Below are 20,709 nucleotides of genomic sequence, written 5' to 3' on the forward strand. Positions count from 1 at the left end.
AGCCCCGACTTTCAACGAGTCGGCTTGCGGCATGCTCAAGGTTGGGAAGACCGTGTCCAAGTAAATTTGGAGTTCGCCATACTGGGTCGAGTAGTGGCCGTCCTCACCCTTAGTCAGGATCCGGTAACCCACGGCTTGTTGCTGACTCGCCTTGAACGGTACGGTAAAGCTGAAGGAACCGTCACTTTGAACGGTGACTTGCTTGGTGGGTTCACTGGCACTCGTAACCGTCATGACTTTGTCAGCTGGGTCATCGAGGTGACCGGTGATTGTCAGCAAGCCGGTTTGCGCGTCGTAAACGTCTTTGACCTGATCGGCCCCAACTAACGTGAAGGTGTTGTCGTTGAATTTATCAAACGACAAGCCCGTCGTAGGTTCAGCGTGGGTGGTAATGTCGCTGAATGCACGACCGCTCAGCTGGTGAATACTAGTAGCACGTTCACTGGCTAGGGCATCCGCGTTATCGATAAAAGGCTTAAGTTGAGTTGACTTTGTTACATCGGGTGAATACGTCACACCACCTTGATAGAAAGCTAGTAGTATATCATCACTATTTAATTGTGGTTGAGTTTGTAGGAAGTCCGTAAAACTATTTTTTAACGTAGCTTGAGCACGCAAGTAAAGATAACCAAAACCATCAGGTGTAACGTTGATATCATGGAAAGTCACAATACCAGTGTTTGTGTCGACATCCCCGACGTATGATTTTCCAGTAGTAGATTCAGTAGCAACAACACGGTAATCCTGACCGGCCGGAACGATTCCTTGAATGACAGTCGGACCTGAGGCGACAATTTTTCCCATACCATCAGGACGGATAGTATTGTTTTCATCTAAATTAATAAGCCAGCTGAATTGTGGCGCAGTAATATCGTTATTGGCAATGGTCTTGTTAGTGCCGACTGTTGCTTGAATAGTGGTGGTGGAAGTGTCTCCTGCTACATCTGAAATTTGCAATGATAAAGCACCTGAGCCATTCTCTAAAGCGGTTTGTTGTTCCGTTGTTAGAGTATAGTTAAGTTCGCCGGAATGATTGCCAGTAAGCTGAATACCATAAGTTTGATTACCAATAGTTAAGACGGCGTTAGAATATTCACTAAAACCAACCCCTACATCGTTGTAGTTTGCAGTTAATGTTCCGTTAGTATATTTAAGGTTAGTTATAGTTGGTTTTTGAGTATCAATGTTAACGGGCATATCGTAATTTTGAGTTTTATTGCTACCATCATTGTATTGGGTAGAAACGATGCGATAGGTGTAGTTGCCATCGGGAGCGGTAACCATCTTACCAGTTGCTTGGTCATAAATAGTGCCGTCCCAAGTCAACGCACTGGTATTTAAGCGCATATCAATACTTAAACCAAGGTCATTGTTATAACTGTTACCGTCTGAAGCGTAAGACTTGTTAAGGTTATTTTCCTTATCGAGTATCCGGACGACGGTACCATTAGCGTCCAAAATTTGAATTTCCACGCCTTCAAGGTTTTGCTTAGAAAATACATACGGGTAGATAGTGTCAGAGACGTTGTCACCATTAGGAGAGAAAGAAACTTTACCGTTTTCCACTTTTAAAGCAACATTATTCCAAGTAGTTCCTGTTCCGGAGTTGATTAGGTGAAACAGGGATATTGGATCAGTAACGCCGAGAACATTGTCATCTTCATCAACAAAATAACCACCGTTAAAGATAGATTCATCGGTATTAGCTGCTGTATCGATAACGGGTTCGTCAGTCAAATCACCATAGTATCCTAAGTAAGGCATCGAAATCGTTTGGCTATCGTCCGCAGCTTTAAACGTTAAGAAGCCTTCGACAAGTTGGTCGGCTTTAACGGTGTCATCTAACTTCAACGTGAAGGTCACCTGGCGGCTAGTCCCTGCAGCTAACGTGAAGGTGGGTTGGTCAGCGGTGAGGGTCGCACCAGCTAAGCTGGTATCGTGAACCGTATTACCGTTTTCCGCGTCAATCACTTCGGTCAACGGGCCGACGTTGGTTTCAACCTGGTAAGTTTGGTCGCTATCACCGTAGTTCGTTACGGTCACAGTGAACGTGGTGGTATCGCCAATCGTGTGCAGGGAAACGGAACCCGTACCGCCGTTCTCCTCGGCACTCTGTGCGCTGACGGTTAAGTCACCGGCCTTGGAGACATCGATTTGGCCAGCGCCTTGACGACGAGGTGAAATGTAGGTGTCTGGATACTGAATATCGGCCATTGGGTCGGCAGCGTTCATCAAGGCCAATTTAACGGCAGCCACTAAGTCGGCACCTTGTAAATCGGGGCGAGTTGCCAGTAATTTTTGCATGACGATTAAAGCGGCACCGGCATCGTAGGGGCCAGCCATAGAAGTTCCTGAAAATGCAGCATAAGATTGGCCACCATCAATTGAGCTTACTGTTGTAGAAATAACGTTACTACCAGGGGCGGAAATATCTGGTTTTAGGGTGTAGTCGACAAGTGGTCCCCATGATGAGAAACTGGACATTTGTGAGTTTTCACCGAGATCCGAAGTTTCGGCAGCAACTGTCATTGCATTACCAGCAGCTGCTGGATCAGCGATGGCTGACGAGTTTTTACTATTATAAGCGACGCCGATACCCCCTTGGTCAGGACCGCCAACGATGGCGGCAGCGTTCCCATTATTAGAAGCAGAAATCGAAACGAAGACGCCGTGATCGGTCGCGTACTTAACGGCGGCCTGTTCTTCGCCAGTTAAGTCTTGTTCAACCACGCCAATCCCGAGGGACATTTGAATCACGTTGGCGCCTAAATCAACCGCGTCGCGAATGGCCCGCGAAATGTCGTTGGAATTTTCATCTGGGAATTCATCGATAACTTGCATTGCTAAAATTTGGGCTTCTGGAGCGATGCCTTTAACGTACATGCTGGAGTCCGTTACACCGTCGTCATTATAGTCTATAGGATAGTCGGTATTTCCGTCTTCAGTAGTTCCGTTTGCAGCAATAATACCGGCAACGTGTTCACCATGAGTAGATCCTGATGCAGTAATTCCAGTGTTAGTACTGTCGTTATTGACGTAGTCGTAGGCGAACGGAATCTTGGAATTGACGTAGGTTCCGTAGCCAAGCTTGGCGATGGCCGCTTCGGCGTCGTCCTTGGAAATGGCGGCCGTGCTAGGATCACTTAAGCGTAAATCATCATGAGGCTGGACCCCGGAGTCGATAACGGCCACGACCATCCCTTGGCCCTCGTAACCTTCGTCCCATAATCCCTGAACGTTCCCCTTTGTCAGGGTATCTTGGTTAGCTGGTACCGTGGTAGTCGTGGTTGGTGCTGGGTCCGTATCCGCATCCGCATTTTTAGCCGTAGTCTGATCGTCAGCCGCCTTAGTGCTGGTATTGGCGTCATATGTAGTGTCGTTAGTGGTGGCTTTGTCAGTCGTGGCGGTTGGTTGTGTCGTCGTTGTGGCTGTCGGCGTACTTACCTTGGTTTCGGTGGTGTCCGTCGTCGCCTTGGTGTCAGTTGATGGTGTCGCGACCGTTTTGGTCGGTTGTTCAGTCGCCGGCGTCTGATCAGTTTCGGTGGTGGTATCTGGATTGGCCGTGGTGGTCGTCGCCGTTTCCGTGGTTGCGTCTTTAACCGCCGTGGTTGTTACGGGTGCCGTTGTATCAGCGGACGCTGCCTGAGCGGGTGCCGTGACGGTGAATGTGAGCCCAACGCCGAGTGTTAAAATTCCCGCGAAAACCCACTTAGAACCTGATTTATACATCTTATAGTGTTCTTTGACTTCCGCTGTAGAATTGCGTTTATTCATATGTGTTCCCCCTAAAAAATTTTTAAGATTGGGTAAGACGATTTAAAATGCTAAAACTATATTTAATCTTAATTTAATTATACAAGCGCCAACTCTTGATAGTTTTTAATATAATTTAATTTGTACAAAAAAGCAATCACTGTTTATAAAAACGTTTGATAGCGTTCACTTTTATGGGATATCTTAGTTAGTAGGATGGGTACTTTTTAAAGAATTGGACGGTGGCCTGATTGATATTAAATGAGAAAATAATGTGATTTTATTGTTTCCTAAATTGGATGTTGAGTTAGAAGTTGTTGGGTGGTTTGCCAGACTGATAATGAATCAATAGTGGAAGATGATCATGTGAAGCAGCTCGGTTTCTGATGTACCGGAGGTTCTTGCCGTAACCAAATGGCTGAAGTGGGGATTGATATTTCAGATCAGCAATTTAAGTTGATTGGTACAACTTATTTGAATCACTGCCATTTAGTCGTTTTTCGCGAGGTACGCGACCAGATTGCGGAAATTAAAAAATTGAACGTTTGAAGTGGTAGTTTTGGGGAGATTTGGTATGATGAACATGGGTCGTGGCGAGTTAATTAAAAACGGCACTTTTAAAATTTAGAAACGCCGGTTTAACGGGATTTTTTTAGTGTATTCCCCGCGTATGCGGGGGTGATCCTAAATGCTTTGGTCAAGTTCTCGATTAACTCTTGTATTCCCCGCGTATGCGGGGGTGATCCTAATAATCGATTAGGGCTATCAGAAAAACGTTTGTATTCCCCGCGTATGCGGGGGTGATCCCATTTGGCTTGAAGCCAAGTTACTGAAAGCAGAGTATTCCCCGCGTATGCGGGGGTGATCCTAAAGGGGTACTAAGCGAGTGACGGGAATCGGAGTATTCCCCGCGTATGCGGGGGTGATCCTACCTTGCTTACTCAAATCGGAGAACAGCGTTGGTATTCCCCGCGTATGCGGGGGTGATCCTGAATATGGAAGGCAACGAGGCTATTGAGAATGGTATTCCCCGCGTATGCGGGGGTGATCCTTAATCATAGCGTTATCAATATCAATCAGGGCCGTATTCCCCGCGTATGCGGGGGTGATCCTATTAATAAAATTACATCTTTGAGAATACCCAAGTATTCCCCGCGTATGCGGGGGTGATCCTTATACTTTGACGCCTATAAAAAATTTGAAAATGTATTCCCCGCGTATGCGGGGGTGATCCTTTGGACAACCTGACGCCGGCCGCGGTGATGAAGTATTCCCCGCGTATGCGGGGGTGATCCTAATCAGTCGAACACTCCCTTTGAAAATAATGGGTATTCCCCGCGTATGCGGGGGTGATCCTGATTGAATCATGCCTAGATTAATCAGCGCATAGTATTCCCCGCGTATGCGGGGGTGATCCTAGTATCAACAAAGGGACTTTGACTAAATTAGCGTATTCCCCGCGTATGCGGGGGTGATCCTATCTATCAAACGGATTCAGCTTATCCGACGCGGTATTCCCCGCGTATGCGGGGGTGATCCTAGTACGCAAACTCATTTTTTATACAATCCAATGTATTCCCCGCGTATGCGGGGGTGATCCCAAACAAATCAATCTCACTTAGCGGTCAGTCGAGTATTCCCCGCGTATGCGGGGGTGATCCCATATTCAATTGAAAAATGCCCTTTGACCGGGAGTATTCCCCGCGTATGCGGGGCTAGAAAACAGCATTAAGTTTCAACTAAGTGTGAACTCTCCCGTCAATAAAGTAACGGGCTTCGGCGTAAAAACCTACAACTAAACAGGTTCTATCCGAAAACGTTTAGGCAATGCACCCTCGCGGGTGGGCGTCAGTTAAGAAGCTCAAACAACGTGTCGTGCCCGTTTTCACTAGGTCAGGGCAATACGCACCACGTTTATTCTTATAGCCATTAAGGGCGACAAGGTTCTGTCTCGCCCGTAAATTTTAATTGATAGTTACTAGACTGCTTGCGTTTAGGTGTGGGTAGTCTCTTAGTTTGATGTGATGTTCAGGGTTCAAACCCCAATCTAGGATATTCCAACTTGCATTAAGGTCACGGTTAATCAGCTTGCCTGTAAGGGTTGAAACCCACTCACGGACTGATGTATCATGCTTTTCTTCGTGGGTTGTACCGTACTCAACTTGTGATGTCTTGTAGGCGTCAACCTTAATTAGCGTCTTACCAGTACGATTTGCCAGCATTTCAATGAATTGTGCCATACGATACGGCTTAATCATTGCCAACTTGCGGTTAGCACTGCGTGCTTGTCGTTTCTTGGCACGCATGTCTTTGGCGTCCAAATCTTCAATGACTACCACGTCGTAGTCGTCTATAAGGGTGTGTGTTAGTTGTTTGTAATGTTCATCAAGGACGTTTTCGCGTTTGATGTTAAGACGCCTGATTTCTTCGTTAATCCGAGCGATACGTCGTGAGTTTTGACCCAGCCATACTGACTTATCACACTTTGATTTCAAACCGTTAATCTGGCGTTCTAAGGCGTCAGCCTTATTTACCACGTCGTTGCTGATGTAGATTTCTTCAGCATTTGATGTGTGAAAGACTTTGTTATTAGTCATGTTCCAGTCACCAGCAACCTTAGTCGTTGGTTCAACGCGGTCTACTTGACGCTTTAATACGAGTTGCAATTCAAACTGATCATTGTTTTTCCGCTTTAACTTCGTAATCACGATAGTAGCGTTGCGTAGATTGTTGATATTCTCAACAACTTGTAGCTCACCGTAGTCTTGTATCTTGATGTGATGTGCTGATACGATTTCAACTTGGTTGTTGTTTGGTAACGAAACTGTCTTAAATGAGTTGTTGCTACGTAAGTAGTTCAGAGAACCCTTACGATACCACGAACGGTGTTGTGAGTTGTTGCCGTGAACGTTGTTCCCGTAGTCTAACTTCTCTTGCGTCGTCATTTTTGAAGCACGATACAAAGTCTTGCGATATTCGCCAAAGTTAGTCAACAATGTTGTTAGAAACTCGTTAGCACCTTGTGAGTGCAACCCGACAATAGATGCGTTCCAACGGTGTAGGTTGTAGTTCTCTTTGATGAACTTTGCCTTGATGTCGTTGATTACATAGTTTTTCTGTGTCTTGTTGTTTGGATATGGACGGTCTAAATGCTTACGTCCATACGTCTTTTCAAGATACTTGTTTCCAAAGTTCCAAAGCTGATTTTGCGCCTGCATATTGCGTGCATGGTGTTCAATCAGTTCTGGTGTCGCTACCACACGGTAGCGTCGAACGTAAATGTTCTCAATAGATTTAGATAGTTTTTCTAATTTCATGTGGTAGCTCCTTTGTATGGTATAATCATTATATCACAACAAAGAGGTGATTACATATGATTAAACGCGAACGTGGTTATGTCTACAATTTCTCGTACCATATTGTCTGGGTTACGAAGTATCGCAAACCTGTATTCACCACGCCTAAGCTCGTTCAGGATATGAAAGACGCTATCCAGTATCTCGCTGACAATCATGCTGTCGAAATTCAATCTATGGAAGTCATGCCTGACCACGTACATTTGCTAGTCAGCTTCAAACCGAAACTTGCGCCCGCTGATGTCGTTAAGATACTCAAAGGGTCAGGTGCTCGCTTATGGTTCACAGCTCACCCAGAGACCAAGCGCAAACTGTGGGGCGGTCATTTATGGTCTCCTAGCTACTACATTGGAACGTTAGGCGAGATGTCTAAGCAAGTTGTCGAAGAATACATTAACAATCAACGTACAGAAAAAAGCAACGCTGGCCGGCCCTCTAAGAAGGGCAACTAACGTTGCTTTTCGTTTGGCTTCATCTCGGCACTAAAGTACCGAGTTTTCGCCTTGGCTACCGAGATGTGGGAGCTAGGCTCCGTAATAAAAAAGGTGCTACACTCTCAAAATCTCTGAGATGCCCTACAATTACTAAACAAATATATCTAACGATTGTGGGGTTTTTCTTATGACTAAATATCATACAGAAGTCAAAGTGGTTCTTGAGTATCTAAACGAGTGGGGATTGTTCAAAGTACGTCACGCAAAGGTAATTGTCACGATAACGTGCCCGTAGAGAGTTTACTTAAGCCGAAGTGTTTAAATCAATGTGCGGTCAAAAATATTACTGAATTATGTCGAATCCTAAACACTTACACAAAGCGGTTTATTCACGACCGGATTTCAATGAAGATAAAAAGGCGTAAGTCCTATAGGTACAGAGCTCAAACCTTAGCAGTATAAATCAAGTTACTATTTGTCTAACTTTTTATATTTTCTATGTACATCAAAAGCCGGTCCGAGAAAATCCGCAGACTTTCTCAGACCGGCTTTAATTTTAAGGCATTAGTCGCTAACCGTTGCGCCGAAAACGAAGTTAACGGCGTAACCATGACGCTGCAAGTCATTGACGTAGGTCGGGCGGAGCCGCTCGTTAAATGCGAGCCGGGCGACAACCTGATACTGATCAGTTCCGTTGGTGACCGCGAAGACGCGGTCGTCCCACGGGTGTGCTGCGACGAGTTCGAGTAATGGTTGGCCTGCTTTTAACCGTCCAGTTTGACGTGCTTGGCTCAACTGGGTCAGTAAGCGGTCGAACGCGGTTCTTTGAACGGGTTGCATGACTAATGACCTCCTTTAAAAATTAGTTTGTGCGTTTGCGACGACCAAAGTGGGCTAAGCCGAGTAGGCCAAGTACCCAGAGACCGAGTGCGGCGAGCGGACTCGCTTGTTCACCGGTTTGTGGCAGGGCGGCCGCAGTCGCTGCTGGTTGTGCCGTTGTATCGCTAGTTTTAGCACTTGGCGTTGCCCCAGCCGTGGCTGGCTTAACGGCGGACTTAGTAGAACCACTAGTTGCCAATGGCGTTGGTGCGGGATCATCGTTCTGATCAGCGGCTTGGCGGGTTAATTCCAACTTAGGTGCGGTTGGATCCGTTTGCTCACCAGTGGCAGCCTTTGTCGCACCGGCTGCACCGGTAGCTGAGCTCCCCGTTTCGCCGGCTAAGCCGGATTCAGCTTGGGTTCCAGTTCCGGTCGTACCAGTCGTGCTATCCGTATCATCGCTACCCGCTTTTGGTTCCGTCCCGGTTTCACCACTATCCGGATCAGTCACGGGTTCAGCTTCCCGAACAACGTGGAAGACCTTAGAGACGGTGTTGCCAGCCATGTCGACTGCCGTGATCGTGAAGTAGTTGTCACCCATGGCTAAGGTGTAGGTTTCGTTGAAGTCGGCTGGGCCGTAAGGATTCGAGTAGAGCGATTCGGGATCAACGTGGTTGTTGAAACCGGCGAGGTTCTTTTGGTGAACCACGTTATCGCCGTTCGCGTAGAGCCGGTAGCCGTTGACGTTATCATCAACCAATCCGGCGACGTTAAAGGTTGCCGCGGTCGTCGTGATTTCGTAAGTTCCATCTGCCCCGACTTTCAACGAGTCGGCTTGCGGCATGCTCAAGGTTGGGAAGACCGTGTCCAAGTAAATTTGGAGTTCGCCATACTGGGTCGAGTAGTGGCCGTCCTCACCCTTAGTCAGGATCCGGTAACCCACGGCTTGTTGCTGACTCGCCTTGAACGGCACGGTGAAGCTGAAGGAACCGTCGCTTTGAACGGTGACTTGCTTGGTGGGTTCACTGGCACTCGTAACCGTCATGACTTTGTCAGCTGGGTCATCGAGGTGCCCGGTGATTGTCAGCAAGCCGGTTTGTGCGTCGTAAACGTCCTTGACCTGATCGGCCCCAACTAACGTGAAGGTGTTGTCGTTGAATTTATCAAACGACAAGCCCGTCGTAGGTTCGGCGTGGGTGGTGATGTCGCTGAACGCACGGCCACTGAGCTGGTGAGCTGGCGCGGCACTTTCACTTGCCAAGGCTTCGTCGTTGGAAACGAACGGCTTTAGAACCGTGGATTGAGCCGCGTCCGGCGTGTAAGTAAATCCGGCTTGGTAGAAAATCAAGAGGGCGTCGTTACTGTTCGTTTGCGGTTGCGTTTGTAAGTAATCACCGAAGTTGGTTTCCAGTGACGCTTGGGCGATTAGGTAAACGTAGCCGTAACCGTCGCCAGTGACGGTCACATTGTGGAACGTGACGAGGCCGGTTGCCTGATCAACGTCACCGGTGTAAGTTTGGCCGGTAATGGCGTCAGTTGCCACGACCCGGTAAGCTTCGCCGGCGGGCACGATACCTTGAACGTCGATCGTACCGTCAGCAACGATTTGCCCCATGCCGTCACCCGGACGAACCATGTTGTGGTCGCCTGGTGAGATTAACCAGCTAAATTGTGGGGCGGTGACGGCCGCATCGGCCTTTGCCGTATTAGTACCGGCCACGGCCTGAACGGAGGCGGCGGTACTGTTGCCGGCAACGTCCGTCACGGTCAGGGTTAGCACCCCGTCGCTAGCTTTCAAAGCGTCTTGTTGTGCCGCCGTTAAGGTATACTTCAAGGTCCCGCTAGCAGCGTCACTCGTCAAAGGTACCCCGTACGTCCGGTCGCCAATGGTCAAAACGGCGTTGGAGTACTGCGTAAAGCCAACCCCAGTATCGGCGTAAGCGGCGGTCACGGTGCCATCTTGGTAACTTAATCCCGTCACGGTCGGCTTGGTGGTGTCCACGCTTACCGGTAGGTCGTAATCTTGGACGCTATCGCTACCATCATTGTACTGCGTTGAAACGAGCCGGTAAGTGTAGTTGCCATCGGGAGCGGTAACCATTTTACCAGTTGCTTGGTCATAAACGGTGCCGTCCCAAGTCAGCGCACTGGTATTTAAGCGCATATCAATACTTAAACCAAGGTCATTGTTATAGCTACTACCATCTTGGTAATAGGACTTGTTCAGGTTGTTTTCCTTATCGAGCACCCGAACCACGTTACCCTTAGCGTCTAAGATTTGAACTTCGACGCCTTCCAGACTTTGCTTAGAAAAGACGTACGGGTAAACGGTGTCAGACACGTCATCGCCGTTTGGTGAGAAGGAGACCTTACCATTTTCGACTTTGACCGCAACGTTTTCCCAAGTCGTACCGGTCCCCGCGTTAACCAGGTGGTGAAGCGAGCTAGGATCACTAACGCCTAAAATGTTGGCGTCTTCGTCAACCAGATAACCGCCGTCAAAGACGGCATCGCCGGTGTTCGTCGCAGCGTCGATAACGGGTTCGTCCGTTAAATCACCGTAATAACCTAAGTAAGGCATCGAAATCGTTTGGCTATCGTCCGCAGCTTTAAACGTTAAGAAGCCTTCGACAAGTTGGTCGGCTTGGACGGTGTCATCTAACTTCAACGTGAAGGTCACCTGGCGGCTAGTCCCAGCAGCTAACGTGAAAGTTGGTTGGTCGGCTGTAAGGGTCGCGCCAGCTAAGCTGACATCGTGAACCGTATTATTATTTGTCGCATCAATCACTTCAGTTAACGGTCCGCCGTTGGTTTCAACCTGGTAAGTTTGGTCACTATCGCCGTAGTTCGTTACGGTCACAGTGAACGTGGTGGTATCGCCAATCGTGTGCAGGGAAACGGAACCGGTCCCGCCATTTTCATCGGCACTCTTTGCGCTAACGGTTAAGTCACCGGCCTTGGAAACGTCGATTTGGCCGGCACCTTGACGACGAGGTGAGATGTAGGTATCAGCATACTGAATATCGGCCATTGGGTCGGCGGCGTTCATCAAAGCTAACTTAACGGCAGCCACTAAGTCGGCACCTTGTAAGTCGGGGCGGGTCGCCTGCAATTTTTGCATGACGATCAAAGCGGCACCAGCGTCGTATGGGCCGGCCATGGACGTCCCTGAAAGTGAGGCGTAGGTCTGGCTGTCATTTGACGGGTCGATGGCCGTTGAAATCACGTTACTACCCGGAGCAGAAATATCTGGCTTGAGGGTGTAATCGACGAGTGGTCCCCATGATGAGAAGCTGGCCATTTGGGAATTTTCACCGAGGTCGGAAGTTTCGGCGGCGACCGTCATTGCACTAGCGGCGGCTGCTGGATCGGCAATGGTTGATGAGTTTTTACTGTCATAAGCGACGCCGATGCCGCCTTGGTCAGGACCGCCAACGATGCTGGCGGCGTTCCCGTTGTTAGAAGCAGAAATTGAAACGAAGACGCCGTGGTCGGTCGCGTACTTAACGGCGGCCTGTTCTTCGTCGGTTAAGTCTTGTTCGGCAACCCCAATCCCGAGGGACATTTGAATCACGTTGGCGCCTAAATCAACCGCGTCGCGAATTGCTCGGGAAATATCGTTGGAGTTTTCATCTGGGAATTCGTCGATAACCTGCATTGCTAAAATTTGAGCTTCGGGCGCGACACCCTTGACGTACATCGTCGAATCAACCGTTCCGTCACCGTCATAGTCGATTGGGTCTTGGGTATCCCCGTCAGCAGTTGTCCCGTTAGCGGCAATGATGCCGGCAACGTGTTCCCCGTGGGTAGAGCCGGAAGCCGTCGTCCCAGTATTGACACTGTCGTTATTGACGTAGTCGTAGGCGAACGGAATCTTGGAATTGACGTAGGTCCCGTAGCCGAGCTTGGCGATGGCTGCTTCGGCGTCGTCCTTGGAAATGGCGGCCGTGCTAGGATCGCTTAGGCGTAAATCGGCGTGGGGTTCAACCCCGGAGTCGATAACGGCCACGACCATTCCTTGGCCCTGGTAACCTTCGTCCCATAATCCCTGAACGTTCCCCTTGGTCAGGGTGTCTTGGTTAGCCGGTGCCGTGGTAGTCGTGGTTGGTGTTGGGTCTGTATCCACATTTTTAACCGTAGTCTGATCGTCAGCCGCCTTAGTGGTGGTATTGGCGTCATATGTAGTGTCGTTAGTCGTAGCTTTATCAGTCGTGGCGGCTGGTTGCGTCGTCGTTGTGGCTGCAACGGTGGTGTCCTTAGTCGTATCCGTGGTAGTTGCTGGCGTACTTACCTTGGTTGCGTCGTCGTCCGTTGCCGTCTTGGTGTCCGTTGTTGGCGTCGCAACCGTTTTAGCCGGTTGTTCAGTCGCCGTGGTCTGGTCAGTTTCAGTGGCAGTATCCGGGTCCGTTGTCGTTGCCGGCGTGGTTGTCGCCGTTTTCGTGGTGGCGTCCTTAACCGCCGTCGTTGTTGCGGGTGCCGCTGTATCGGCGGACGCTGCTTGAGCAGGTGCCGTAACGGTGAAGGTTAGCCCGACGCCGAGCGTCAAAATTCCAGCGAAAACCCACTTAGAACCTGATTTATACATCTTATAATGTTCTTTGACTTCCGCTGTAGAACCGCGTTTATTCATATGTGTTCCCCCTAAAAATAAGTTGAAAATTTTTAAGAAGGGTAAGATAACTTAAAATACCGAGCTTTCATTTAATCTTATTTTAATCATATCTACACCTATTCTTAATAGTTTTTAATATAATCGAGTTTGTACAAAAATGCAATGACTATTTAGAAAAACGTTTGATAGCGTTCACTTTTACAGCATAACTAAGTTAGCATAGCGATTGTTTCTTTAAGAAATGAACGCTGGTCCGATGGTTGGTAAATGAGAAAACGCTGTGGATATGTTGAAAATAAAGTTGTGTTTTAGGTTGAAAGTTGTTTGGCTGGTTTGCTAACTAAAGTATTTGCTAAACTGAGAATGAATAATAATGGGAGGTGATCGTGTGAAGCAGCTCTATTTCTTATGTACCGGAAATTCTTGCCGTAGCCAGATGGCGGAAGGGTTTGCGAACCACTTGCTGGGTCCGGATTGGCAAGTTGCAAGTGCGGGTATTGAAACGCACGGTTTAAACCCGCTGGCCGTTCAAGTAATGGCTGAAGTGGGGATTGATATTTCGAATCAGCAATCTAAGTTGATTGATGCGGATTATTTAAAGCACTGCGATTTAGTCGTGACGCTGTGCGGCGATGCCCGTGATCATTGTCCGGTCACACCGCCGACGGTTCAAAAGCAACACTGGCCGTTAAATGATCCGGCACAGGCGACCGGAACCGAAGCCGAACGCTTAGCCGTTTTCCGCGAGGTGCGCGATCAGATTGAGGAACGGGTGCGGAACTTAAAAAAGTTGAACGTTTGAAGTGGCAGGTTTGGAAAGATTTGATATGATAAACATGGGGCGTGGCAAGTTAATAAAAAACGGCACTTTTGAAATTTAGAAACGCCGGTTTAACGGGATTTTTTTAGTGTATTCCCCGCGTATGCGGGAGTGATCCCAACATGCAAGCAATTAAAAATCACAAACGTGAGTATTCCCCGCGTATGCGGGAGTGATCCTATGATGATGGCGAGAATGCTAGCTATGACGAGTGGTATTCCCCGCGTATGCGGGAGTGATCCTCACCAGCTTTAGCGTTCGTTCTGCCTAAGGCTGTATTCCCCGCGTATGCGGGGGTGATCCTAACTGGTATACTAATACGTCATCAACACCACGGTATTCCCCGCGTATGCGGGGGTGATCCTATCTGGCGCATCGACTTTCCCTTTGGAATTTCGTATTCCCCGCGTATGCGGGGGTGATCCTTAAAAAGGTGGTAGGAGGTGTCTAAGCCTTGGGTATTCCCCGCGTATGCGGGGGTGATCCTTAACACCAGTGTATGACATTCCTGGGCGATTCGTATTCCCCGCGTATGCGGGGGTGATCCTGTGGTTGAGTTATTGAAAAAGCGCGGAAAAATGTATTCCCCGCGTATGCGGGGGTGATCCTGGTTGATAGATCATGAACATTTGGCACCATTCGTATTCCCCGCGTATGCGGGGGTGATCCTGGTAAGTAAATCAATCTGTTTCCGATAACTATGTATTCCCCGCGTATGCGGGGGTGATCCTAACGTTTTGATTAATTGTTCTAGTAAACAGGTGTATTCCCCGCGTATGCGGGGGTGATCCTCCGCTTGCTGATAACCTTGCCGTTCAACGGCTGTATTCCCCGCGTATGCGGGGGTGATCCTATGTCGATATACGTTTTAGCACGTGAATGCTGGTATTCCCCGCGTATGCGGGGGTGATCCTAAAAAGCGTCACCAAGATTGGCAACGCTCTAAGTATTCCCCGCGTATGCGGGGGTGATCCTAAACAATTTTTGTGCCATTGCATAACTTACACGTATTCCCCGCGTATGCGGGGGTGATCCCAAAGCCGCGGTTATCGCTGGAGGCACTTCTAAGTATTCCCCGCGTATGCGGGGGTGATCCCTTGCGGACTTGGTAGACCCAGAAGTCCTCGCAGTATTCCCCGCGTATGCGGGGGTGATCCTATACCGAGGCTCATATTTTTTATTTATTAGTAGTATTCCCCGCGTATGCGGGGGTGATCCTGAAATAAGCGCCTTTTGGATTACTGTAAAATTGTATTCCCCGCGTATGCGGGGGTGATCCCAGTGTTAAATCCGATTTTAACAGTGTTTTTTAGTATTCCCCGCGTATGCGGGGGTGATCCTTCCGGTTGTTCCATTCGTTACAGACCTCGATTGTATTCCCCGCGTATGCGGGGGTGATCCTATCACTGGTAGTCCCTACGCCAGCACTAGACAGTATTCCCCGCGTATGCGGGGTTTAAAGAACAGTATGAGGTTTCGAATTAGGTACAAAAAAGGTGCTGTACTCCCAAAAAATCCGGGGTGTAGCACCTTTCATTACTATTCAGTCAACATTTCCTTCGCAAACTTTTTGACGAGTTCGATTTGTTCTGGCTTTAATTTACCGCCGCGGCTGCCGATGATTTTCATGCCTTTTCCCCCCATAACTTGGTGGAAGTGGCCGACAATCGGGATGCCTTTCTTCTCGGCAATCTTGGTCAGTGCTTTGTCCGAAACCATTTCTGGCCCGCCAGAGGTCGTGAAGAGGGCGATTTTTTTAATTTTTTCGGGATCTAATGATTTCATGAAATCGGATGCGGATGAATCGGGGCGCATGAAGTAGGTGCCGCCCCCGAAAAAGAGTAGGTCTGCTTCGGTAACCGGCGTGTCGACGGATTCGGCTGGGACGTCGGCTACTTCGGCAATCTGGTTTGCGAAAGCCTGGGTGTTACCGTTGCGAGTTTGATAACGAATAGCCACTGTCATAATTAATTCCTCCAATAATCTCTATCATTAGTTTAAGTATAAAACAGTTTGAAACCGATTACAAAATGGAAGCTAAAATAAAATGATCCCCGCACGATTAAGTCTCGTGCGGGGATCATCAATTTTTAAGCTTGTTTAATGGCGTTGTTAACGGCTTCCTTGATTGCTCGGCTGGAAGCGGAGGCTCCTGAAATCGCGTCAACGTCGGTGGAGTTCGCGGCCACAATTTCTTGTGGGAGTTTATCGACGGCCACTAAGCCGACGTCTTCACTTTCATGGTGACGGACGACTTCAACGTTTTGAATCTTGTGGTCTTGATACGTGACCCGCACGATGACCTTACCACCTAAACCGCTGTTGGAACTACCTAAGAACTGGTTTGCGCCCAACTTGATTCCGGCGGCACTTTCACCTTCGACTAGGTCATTAATCCCTTCGGCCCGGGTTGACGTAATGGTTGCGGCGTCTTTGGTTGTCGTGGTTGCGGCGTTTTCACCGGCTAATTTACCGAAGATCAAGCATTCGGCGAGGTTACCGCCACCTTGGTAGCAGTTCGCCACGATGCCACCGAGTTCGCCGGCACCAAATAAGTGGGGAATCGGTTGGTCGTTAGTATCTAAAATAGCGGCGTTTTCGTTTCGCTGTGGGCCCCCCTGGGTGTTAAGGACGTCGTTGGTCGTTGCGATGGCGTAGTAGGGACCGTCGTCAAACGCGCGCATGGTCTTTGGATCGCGACCGAAAGCGTAGTCCCGACCGGCGCTGACAAAGGCGTTAAAGTCGGTTAACGTTTGTTGCAAGGCGTCCGCGGCAACCCCAATTTTGGTGGCTAATTCGGCGACCGTTTTTGCCGAAACGAGTTTATCCATAAATTCGGGGTATGGCAAGCGGCCCTTTTCAGCTAGTTGGGCTTTGAAATCATTATATTGATGTTGGTCAAAGACCAAGTACGGGTGCTGGTTCATTTGTGGAATCAACCATGACCCGTGCGATTGAATGTGACCGTGGCGGTGCTTAGCGTCTTCGCGGAAATAACGGGTCCCGTCGTCGGCGATCATCAAAATACTACCGTGTTTGAGCATTGGCCATTGTTCAATCTGCCGACCGCGTTCGCCAGGGGCTTCTTTGAACGTCACACCGGGTAAAATGCCGTGGGATTCGTAGTTGGTCATGTGCCACATCTTAGCACCGACTTCTTGTGCCATGCGTAGGCCGTCACCGCGGTTGTAAAGGGTGCCGAGGGGTGTCAAGTGGGCACTGTGTAAGTACGTTTCCGTAAAGTGGGGATTGTTTTCAAAGCCACCCATGGTTAAGACGACCCCGTGATCGGCGTGGATGTTCAGTTTTTGATGGTTCCGTTCAATCTGAACACCACGGATAACTTTGGAAACGGGATCTTGAATGAGGTGTTGCGCCCGCGATTCAAGCCAAACGTCGATGTTATCGTGCCGGCTTAACACGTTCTTACGGAGTAGCTTCCATAGTCCGGCATCCTTATCACGTTTATGAACAAGGGCGAAGTCGACCGTGTCACTACCAGGAAGTTCGGGGTATTCCGCCATCGTTTCCTTGACGGCGACCGCGTCACCGGGCTTGATGTCGTGTTTCCAACTAACGGCATCGATGCCGAGGTACTTCTTTAAGTAGGCGGGAATTTGGCTCATCCCGGAGAGGTAGGCGTGCAACGTCTTTTCAGGAATCGTAAACGGGGCGCTCAATGCTTGGTAGTACTGGGTCAGCTTTTCTAAACTTTCCCCCATAACGATGTGTTGCGCGGAGTAGCGGGTATTCCCACCTTCGTGGCCAAATGGTGCGGCGTCGACTAACAAGACGTGGGCGCCGTTGTCAGCGGCGAAACGGGCCGCCGTTGCGCCGGCACCGCCGAAGCCGAGGACGATAACGTCGTAGTTGCCGTCCCACTTTTCGTTTGAATTTTGGATTTCAGTCATGATAACCAGTCCTTTGCTAAAAAATTGAGTTAAGCGCTAATTGTTGTTTGCGCTTTCAATGTAGAAAGCACGCGCAAAAATGCAAGGTCAATTTTAAAAGCTTTTAGGGGAAGGCTGCTGTGACGCGGAAAAATGGATCGTAATAAAAAGTAAAACCAACCTGATTTAGTGAAAAAATAGATAAGTTATCAAAATGATGTTTTGCATTATATAAATACTATTTATAATAAATCAAAATTATAAATATTAATTAACGAAGTAAATATAAAATTTATAGGAAGGTGAAGGTGCTTACAAGGACTAGTATAACAACGTTTATAACAACGCATGGCCGTACCAACCCAGAAGAAAGCGTTGACATTAGTAAACTTTAACTTATGGTAAAACCAGTTATTCAAAGCGCGCGAAATTTTAAGTTGATGTTTGCATGTGATTTTATTAACAGTTAGTAATTGTCACGAAGGAGAGGACGTAAATGCTGAGTAACGTAAAATGGAAGGGCTTTCTTTTACCGCTGATTTTTGGGATTGGGTTGTGGCTGTTAACGCCACTTAAACCGGTGGGTATCACAGTTGCTGCCTGGCACCTATTTGCCATTTTTGTGGCGACCATCGTCGCTTGCATCACCAAGCCGTTGCCAATGATGGCGACAACTTTGACGGGGGTCACGGTGGCAACGTTGACCGGGGTCTTTAAGATGGATGAAGTCGCCGCCGGTTTCGGGAACGCGACGGCCTGGATGGTTGCGATGTGCATGTTTATGGCTGCCGGCTTTATTAAATCCGGTTTGGGTAAACGTATCGCGTACTTATTCGTTAAGGCCTTTGGTAAGAAGACGCTGAGCCTAGCGTACGCCTTGTCGGTCGTTGACGGCGTACTGGCCATCGGGATTCCTAGCAATAACGCCCGGGTCAACGGCCTGATGTACCCGATTATCGATAACCTCTCCCGTGAAATGGGGTCGGATCCTGAAAAAGGGACCGAACGAAAAATTGGCTCCTACTTAGTTTTTAACGAGTACGAAATCAACAACGTGACTTCCGGGTTATTTTTGACCGGGTTAGCGGGCAACATGATTGCGTTAGGCTTTGCAAAAACGCAGGGAATCGTGATCAGTTGGATGCAATGGTTTGCCGCGGCCAGTGTGCCGGGGTTGATAGCATTATTAGTCATTCCATACTTACTCTATAAAGTTTACCCGCCAGAAATTAAGGAAACGCCGAATGCCGGTGCGTGGGCGGATAAACGAATTCAAGAGTTGGGTCAAATGGGACTCAGTGAAAAAATCATGCTAGCAACCTTTGGCTTGGCAATTTTACTCTGGTTAGTTGGTTCGAAAATTGGCATCAATGCCACTGAAGTTAGTTTTATTGCGGTCGTCATCCTACTCCTAACGGGCGTGATTACCACGAAGGACTTGTTAAACGAAAGTTTTGCTTGGAACATTTTGGTCTGGTTATCGATTATCATGCTGATGTCGAAGAAGTTAATGACGTTAGGGTTCTTCCCGTGGTTCTCAAAAACGTTGGGAACGCTACTAACCGGGCTGAATCCGACCATGGTGCTCGTCGTTCTTTTCTTAGCTTATTTCTACTTACACTACATGTTTCCTAGTGTGGCGACCCAGATTTCGGCCCTCTACGCCGGGTTCTTATCGGTCGCAGTTGGAGCTGGGGTACCCCCGGTTTTAGCCGCTTTAATGTTGGCATTTTGTGGGTCGATCAACCTGTCAACGACGCCGTATTCGGCGGGACCGGCTGCGCTATTGTCAAGTACCGGTTACGTGAAGAGCGCTGATTGGTGGAAATTAAGTGCCATTGTGGGGGTCGCCTTTAACGTGATTTGGTTAGGCGGTGGCCTACTATGGACGAAAGTGATTGGACTATGGTAGTTCGCATGGGTGTCGGTGACGGCACCTTTTTTGCTAAGGAGGGGCATTTGTACCCGTAAAGCACGTATAATGAATAGGGAAGAAAGGGGGGACCAGCCGTGAACGAGCGGGATTTAAAATATTTTTGTTGTTTAGTGGAGACCGGGAGTTATACGGAAACGGCGGAACGGTTTCAGGTGACCCAGCCAGCGATCTCCGCCGCGTTAAAACGTTTAGAAACGGATTACGAGACGACCTTACTGACGCAACGGAACCACCGCGCCAAGTTAGAAACGACGCCGGCCGGAAGGGTCCTGTACGTGAAGGCCACCCGCTTGCTTAAGGAGCTCACCCAGGTGGCGCTAGAAGTGAAAAACGCGAACGCGGGGCAAGTGCGCCTGGGCTTGTCAACCGTTGCCGGCGGGATTTGGCTGCCGCGGATGATCAAACAGTTTATCAAGTATGACTTGTTAGACCAGGTCACAACCCAGGTGGCCGATTCAGAACGTCTGTTGACTAGCTTACGGGATGGTAAGTTGGACGCCGCGGTCTTTTCAACGCTGATTCCCGAAAAATCGAGTGATTTACGCTTAACGACCCTTGAAGAACACCAGTTTTCGTTGATCGTGAACACCGCCCACCCGTTGAGCCAAATGCGGGCCATTCGGAGTCAAGACTTGAAGGACGTGCCGATTATTGGCCGTCCCAAGGCAACTGTGCTCCACATGGCGCTAGCCCAATTTTGTCACGAGGGGGGCGTGCGGCCGAACATCGTTTATGAAGCTGCGACCAACGCGTTAGTGGAAGGCTTAGTGGCCCAAAACGTTGGGGTCGGCTTAGTGATGACGGGGTCGGTTGTTCTGAGTCCGCAAGTGGTCAGTGTACCGATTACGTCACGAGCCCCGTTAACGGCTTACATGCAACTAGCACTCCGGCGGTCGTTTTTGCCGAACGCTCGTCAGCAGCAGTGCATTGACTTACTAAAAGATGTGAAAGCACCTTAAAAATGTTCCACGTGAAACATCCCCCGCAAGTTGCTATAGTCCCCTTAAGGTTGACAGATGAAAAACTATAATTTCGTCTATCAACTCTAAGGGGATTTTACTATGCCTAGAAGCAAATTCACGGCCGAAG

At 48.8% G+C, this 20,709-nt stretch carries 10 protein-coding genes and 2 CRISPR repeat arrays; of the genes, 4 read left to right on the forward strand and 6 right to left on the reverse strand.

Annotated features, from left to right (window positions below; genetic code table 11):
- Positions 1-3,774, reverse strand: a 3,774-nt coding sequence (locus FFM82_RS11965) for a S8 family serine peptidase (protein ID WP_137646050.1), incomplete at its 3' end; no start/stop codon positions are given.
- A gap of 636 nt (positions 3,775-4,410) precedes the next feature.
- A CRISPR array of direct repeats spans positions 4,411-5,415; the repeat unit is 29 nt; unit sequence GTATTCCCCGCGTATGCGGGGGTGATCCT.
- A gap of 302 nt (positions 5,416-5,717) precedes the next feature.
- Positions 5,718-7,070 (reverse strand): RNA-guided endonuclease TnpB family protein, encoded by a 1,353-nt coding sequence (locus FFM82_RS11970; RefSeq protein ID WP_137646039.1) that lies wholly within the window; start codon positions 7,068-7,070, stop codon positions 5,718-5,720.
- Positions 7,071-7,126: 56 nt separating this feature from the next.
- Here FFM82_RS11970 and tnpA point away from each other — a divergent pair, with 56 nt between their 5' ends.
- On the forward strand, positions 7,127-7,561 hold the full coding sequence (gene tnpA / locus FFM82_RS11975) for an IS200/IS605 family transposase (protein WP_137646040.1): 435 nt from the start codon (positions 7,127-7,129) through the stop codon (positions 7,559-7,561).
- 546 nt (positions 7,562-8,107) lie between these two features.
- Here the strand turns inward: tnpA and FFM82_RS11980 are convergent.
- Together FFM82_RS11980 and FFM82_RS11985 are read right to left on the reverse strand one after the other, a co-directional pair.
- Entirely contained in the window at positions 8,108-8,383 is a 276-nt protein-coding gene (locus FFM82_RS11980; RefSeq protein ID WP_137646041.1) for a hypothetical protein, read from the reverse strand.
- 22 nt (positions 8,384-8,405) lie between these two features.
- The gene (locus FFM82_RS11985; protein ID WP_137646042.1) at positions 8,406-12,992 is read right to left on the reverse strand and encodes a S8 family serine peptidase; all 4,587 of its coding nucleotides are present in this window, start codon (positions 12,990-12,992) and stop codon (positions 8,406-8,408) included.
- A 370-nt stretch (positions 12,993-13,362) separates the two neighbouring features.
- On the opposite strand from FFM82_RS11985, the gene arsC reads away from it, so the two are divergent.
- Complete coding sequence (arsC, locus tag FFM82_RS11990) at positions 13,363-13,776, forward strand: arsenate reductase (thioredoxin) (RefSeq protein WP_137646043.1); 414 nt, start codon at positions 13,363-13,365, stop codon at positions 13,774-13,776.
- A 108-nt stretch (positions 13,777-13,884) separates the two neighbouring features.
- Positions 13,885-15,196: direct repeats of the CRISPR family, unit length 29 nt; unit sequence GTATTCCCCGCGTATGCGGGGGTGATCCT.
- A gap of 137 nt (positions 15,197-15,333) precedes the next feature.
- Here arsC and FFM82_RS11995 read toward each other — a convergent pair.
- Complete coding sequence (locus tag FFM82_RS11995; protein WP_137646044.1) at positions 15,334-15,759, reverse strand: NADPH-dependent FMN reductase family protein; 426 nt, start codon at positions 15,757-15,759, stop codon at positions 15,334-15,336.
- 125 nt (positions 15,760-15,884) lie between these two features.
- Positions 15,885-17,705 carry an FAD-binding protein gene (locus tag FFM82_RS12000; RefSeq protein WP_137646045.1) on the reverse strand — a complete coding sequence of 607 codons (1,821 nt, stop codon included), beginning with the start codon at positions 17,703-17,705 and terminating at the stop codon, positions 15,885-15,887.
- Between the two features lie 475 nt (positions 17,706-18,180).
- Here FFM82_RS12000 and FFM82_RS12005 point away from each other — a divergent pair, with 475 nt between their 5' ends.
- Positions 18,181-19,596 carry a DASS family sodium-coupled anion symporter gene (locus FFM82_RS12005; RefSeq protein WP_137646046.1) on the forward strand — a complete coding sequence of 472 codons (1,416 nt, stop codon included), beginning with the start codon at positions 18,181-18,183 and terminating at the stop codon, positions 19,594-19,596.
- A 98-nt stretch (positions 19,597-19,694) separates the two neighbouring features.
- Entirely contained in the window at positions 19,695-20,579 is an 885-nt protein-coding gene (locus FFM82_RS12010) for a LysR family transcriptional regulator (protein WP_137646047.1), read from the forward strand.
- Positions 20,580-20,709 lie beyond the last annotated feature (130 nt).

The sequence above is a fragment of the Lactiplantibacillus plajomi genome, from assembly GCF_005405405.1.
In the GTDB taxonomy this organism is placed as follows: Bacteria; Bacillota; Bacilli; order Lactobacillales; family Lactobacillaceae; genus Lactiplantibacillus; species Lactiplantibacillus plajomi.

Excerpts from the sequence above, each read along its gene's own strand:
- FFM82_RS11970 (WP_137646039.1), bottom strand. The coding sequence starts at position 7,070 with ATGAAATTAGAAAAACTATCTAAATCTATTGAGAACATTTACGTTCGA.
- tnpA (WP_137646040.1), top strand. The coding sequence starts at position 7,127 with ATGATTAAACGCGAACGTGGTTATGTCTACAATTTCTCGTACCATATT.
- FFM82_RS11980 (WP_137646041.1), bottom strand. The coding sequence starts at position 8,383 with ATGCAACCCGTTCAAAGAACCGCGTTCGACCGCTTACTGACCCAGTTG.
- FFM82_RS11985 (WP_137646042.1), bottom strand. The coding sequence starts at position 12,992 with ATGAATAAACGCGGTTCTACAGCGGAAGTCAAAGAACATTATAAGATG.
- FFM82_RS11995 (WP_137646044.1), bottom strand. The coding sequence starts at position 15,759 with ATGACAGTGGCTATTCGTTATCAAACTCGCAACGGTAACACCCAGGCT.
- FFM82_RS12000 (WP_137646045.1), bottom strand. The coding sequence starts at position 17,705 with ATGACTGAAATCCAAAATTCAAACGAAAAGTGGGACGGCAACTACGAC.
- FFM82_RS12005 (WP_137646046.1), top strand. The coding sequence starts at position 18,181 with ATGCTGAGTAACGTAAAATGGAAGGGCTTTCTTTTACCGCTGATTTTT.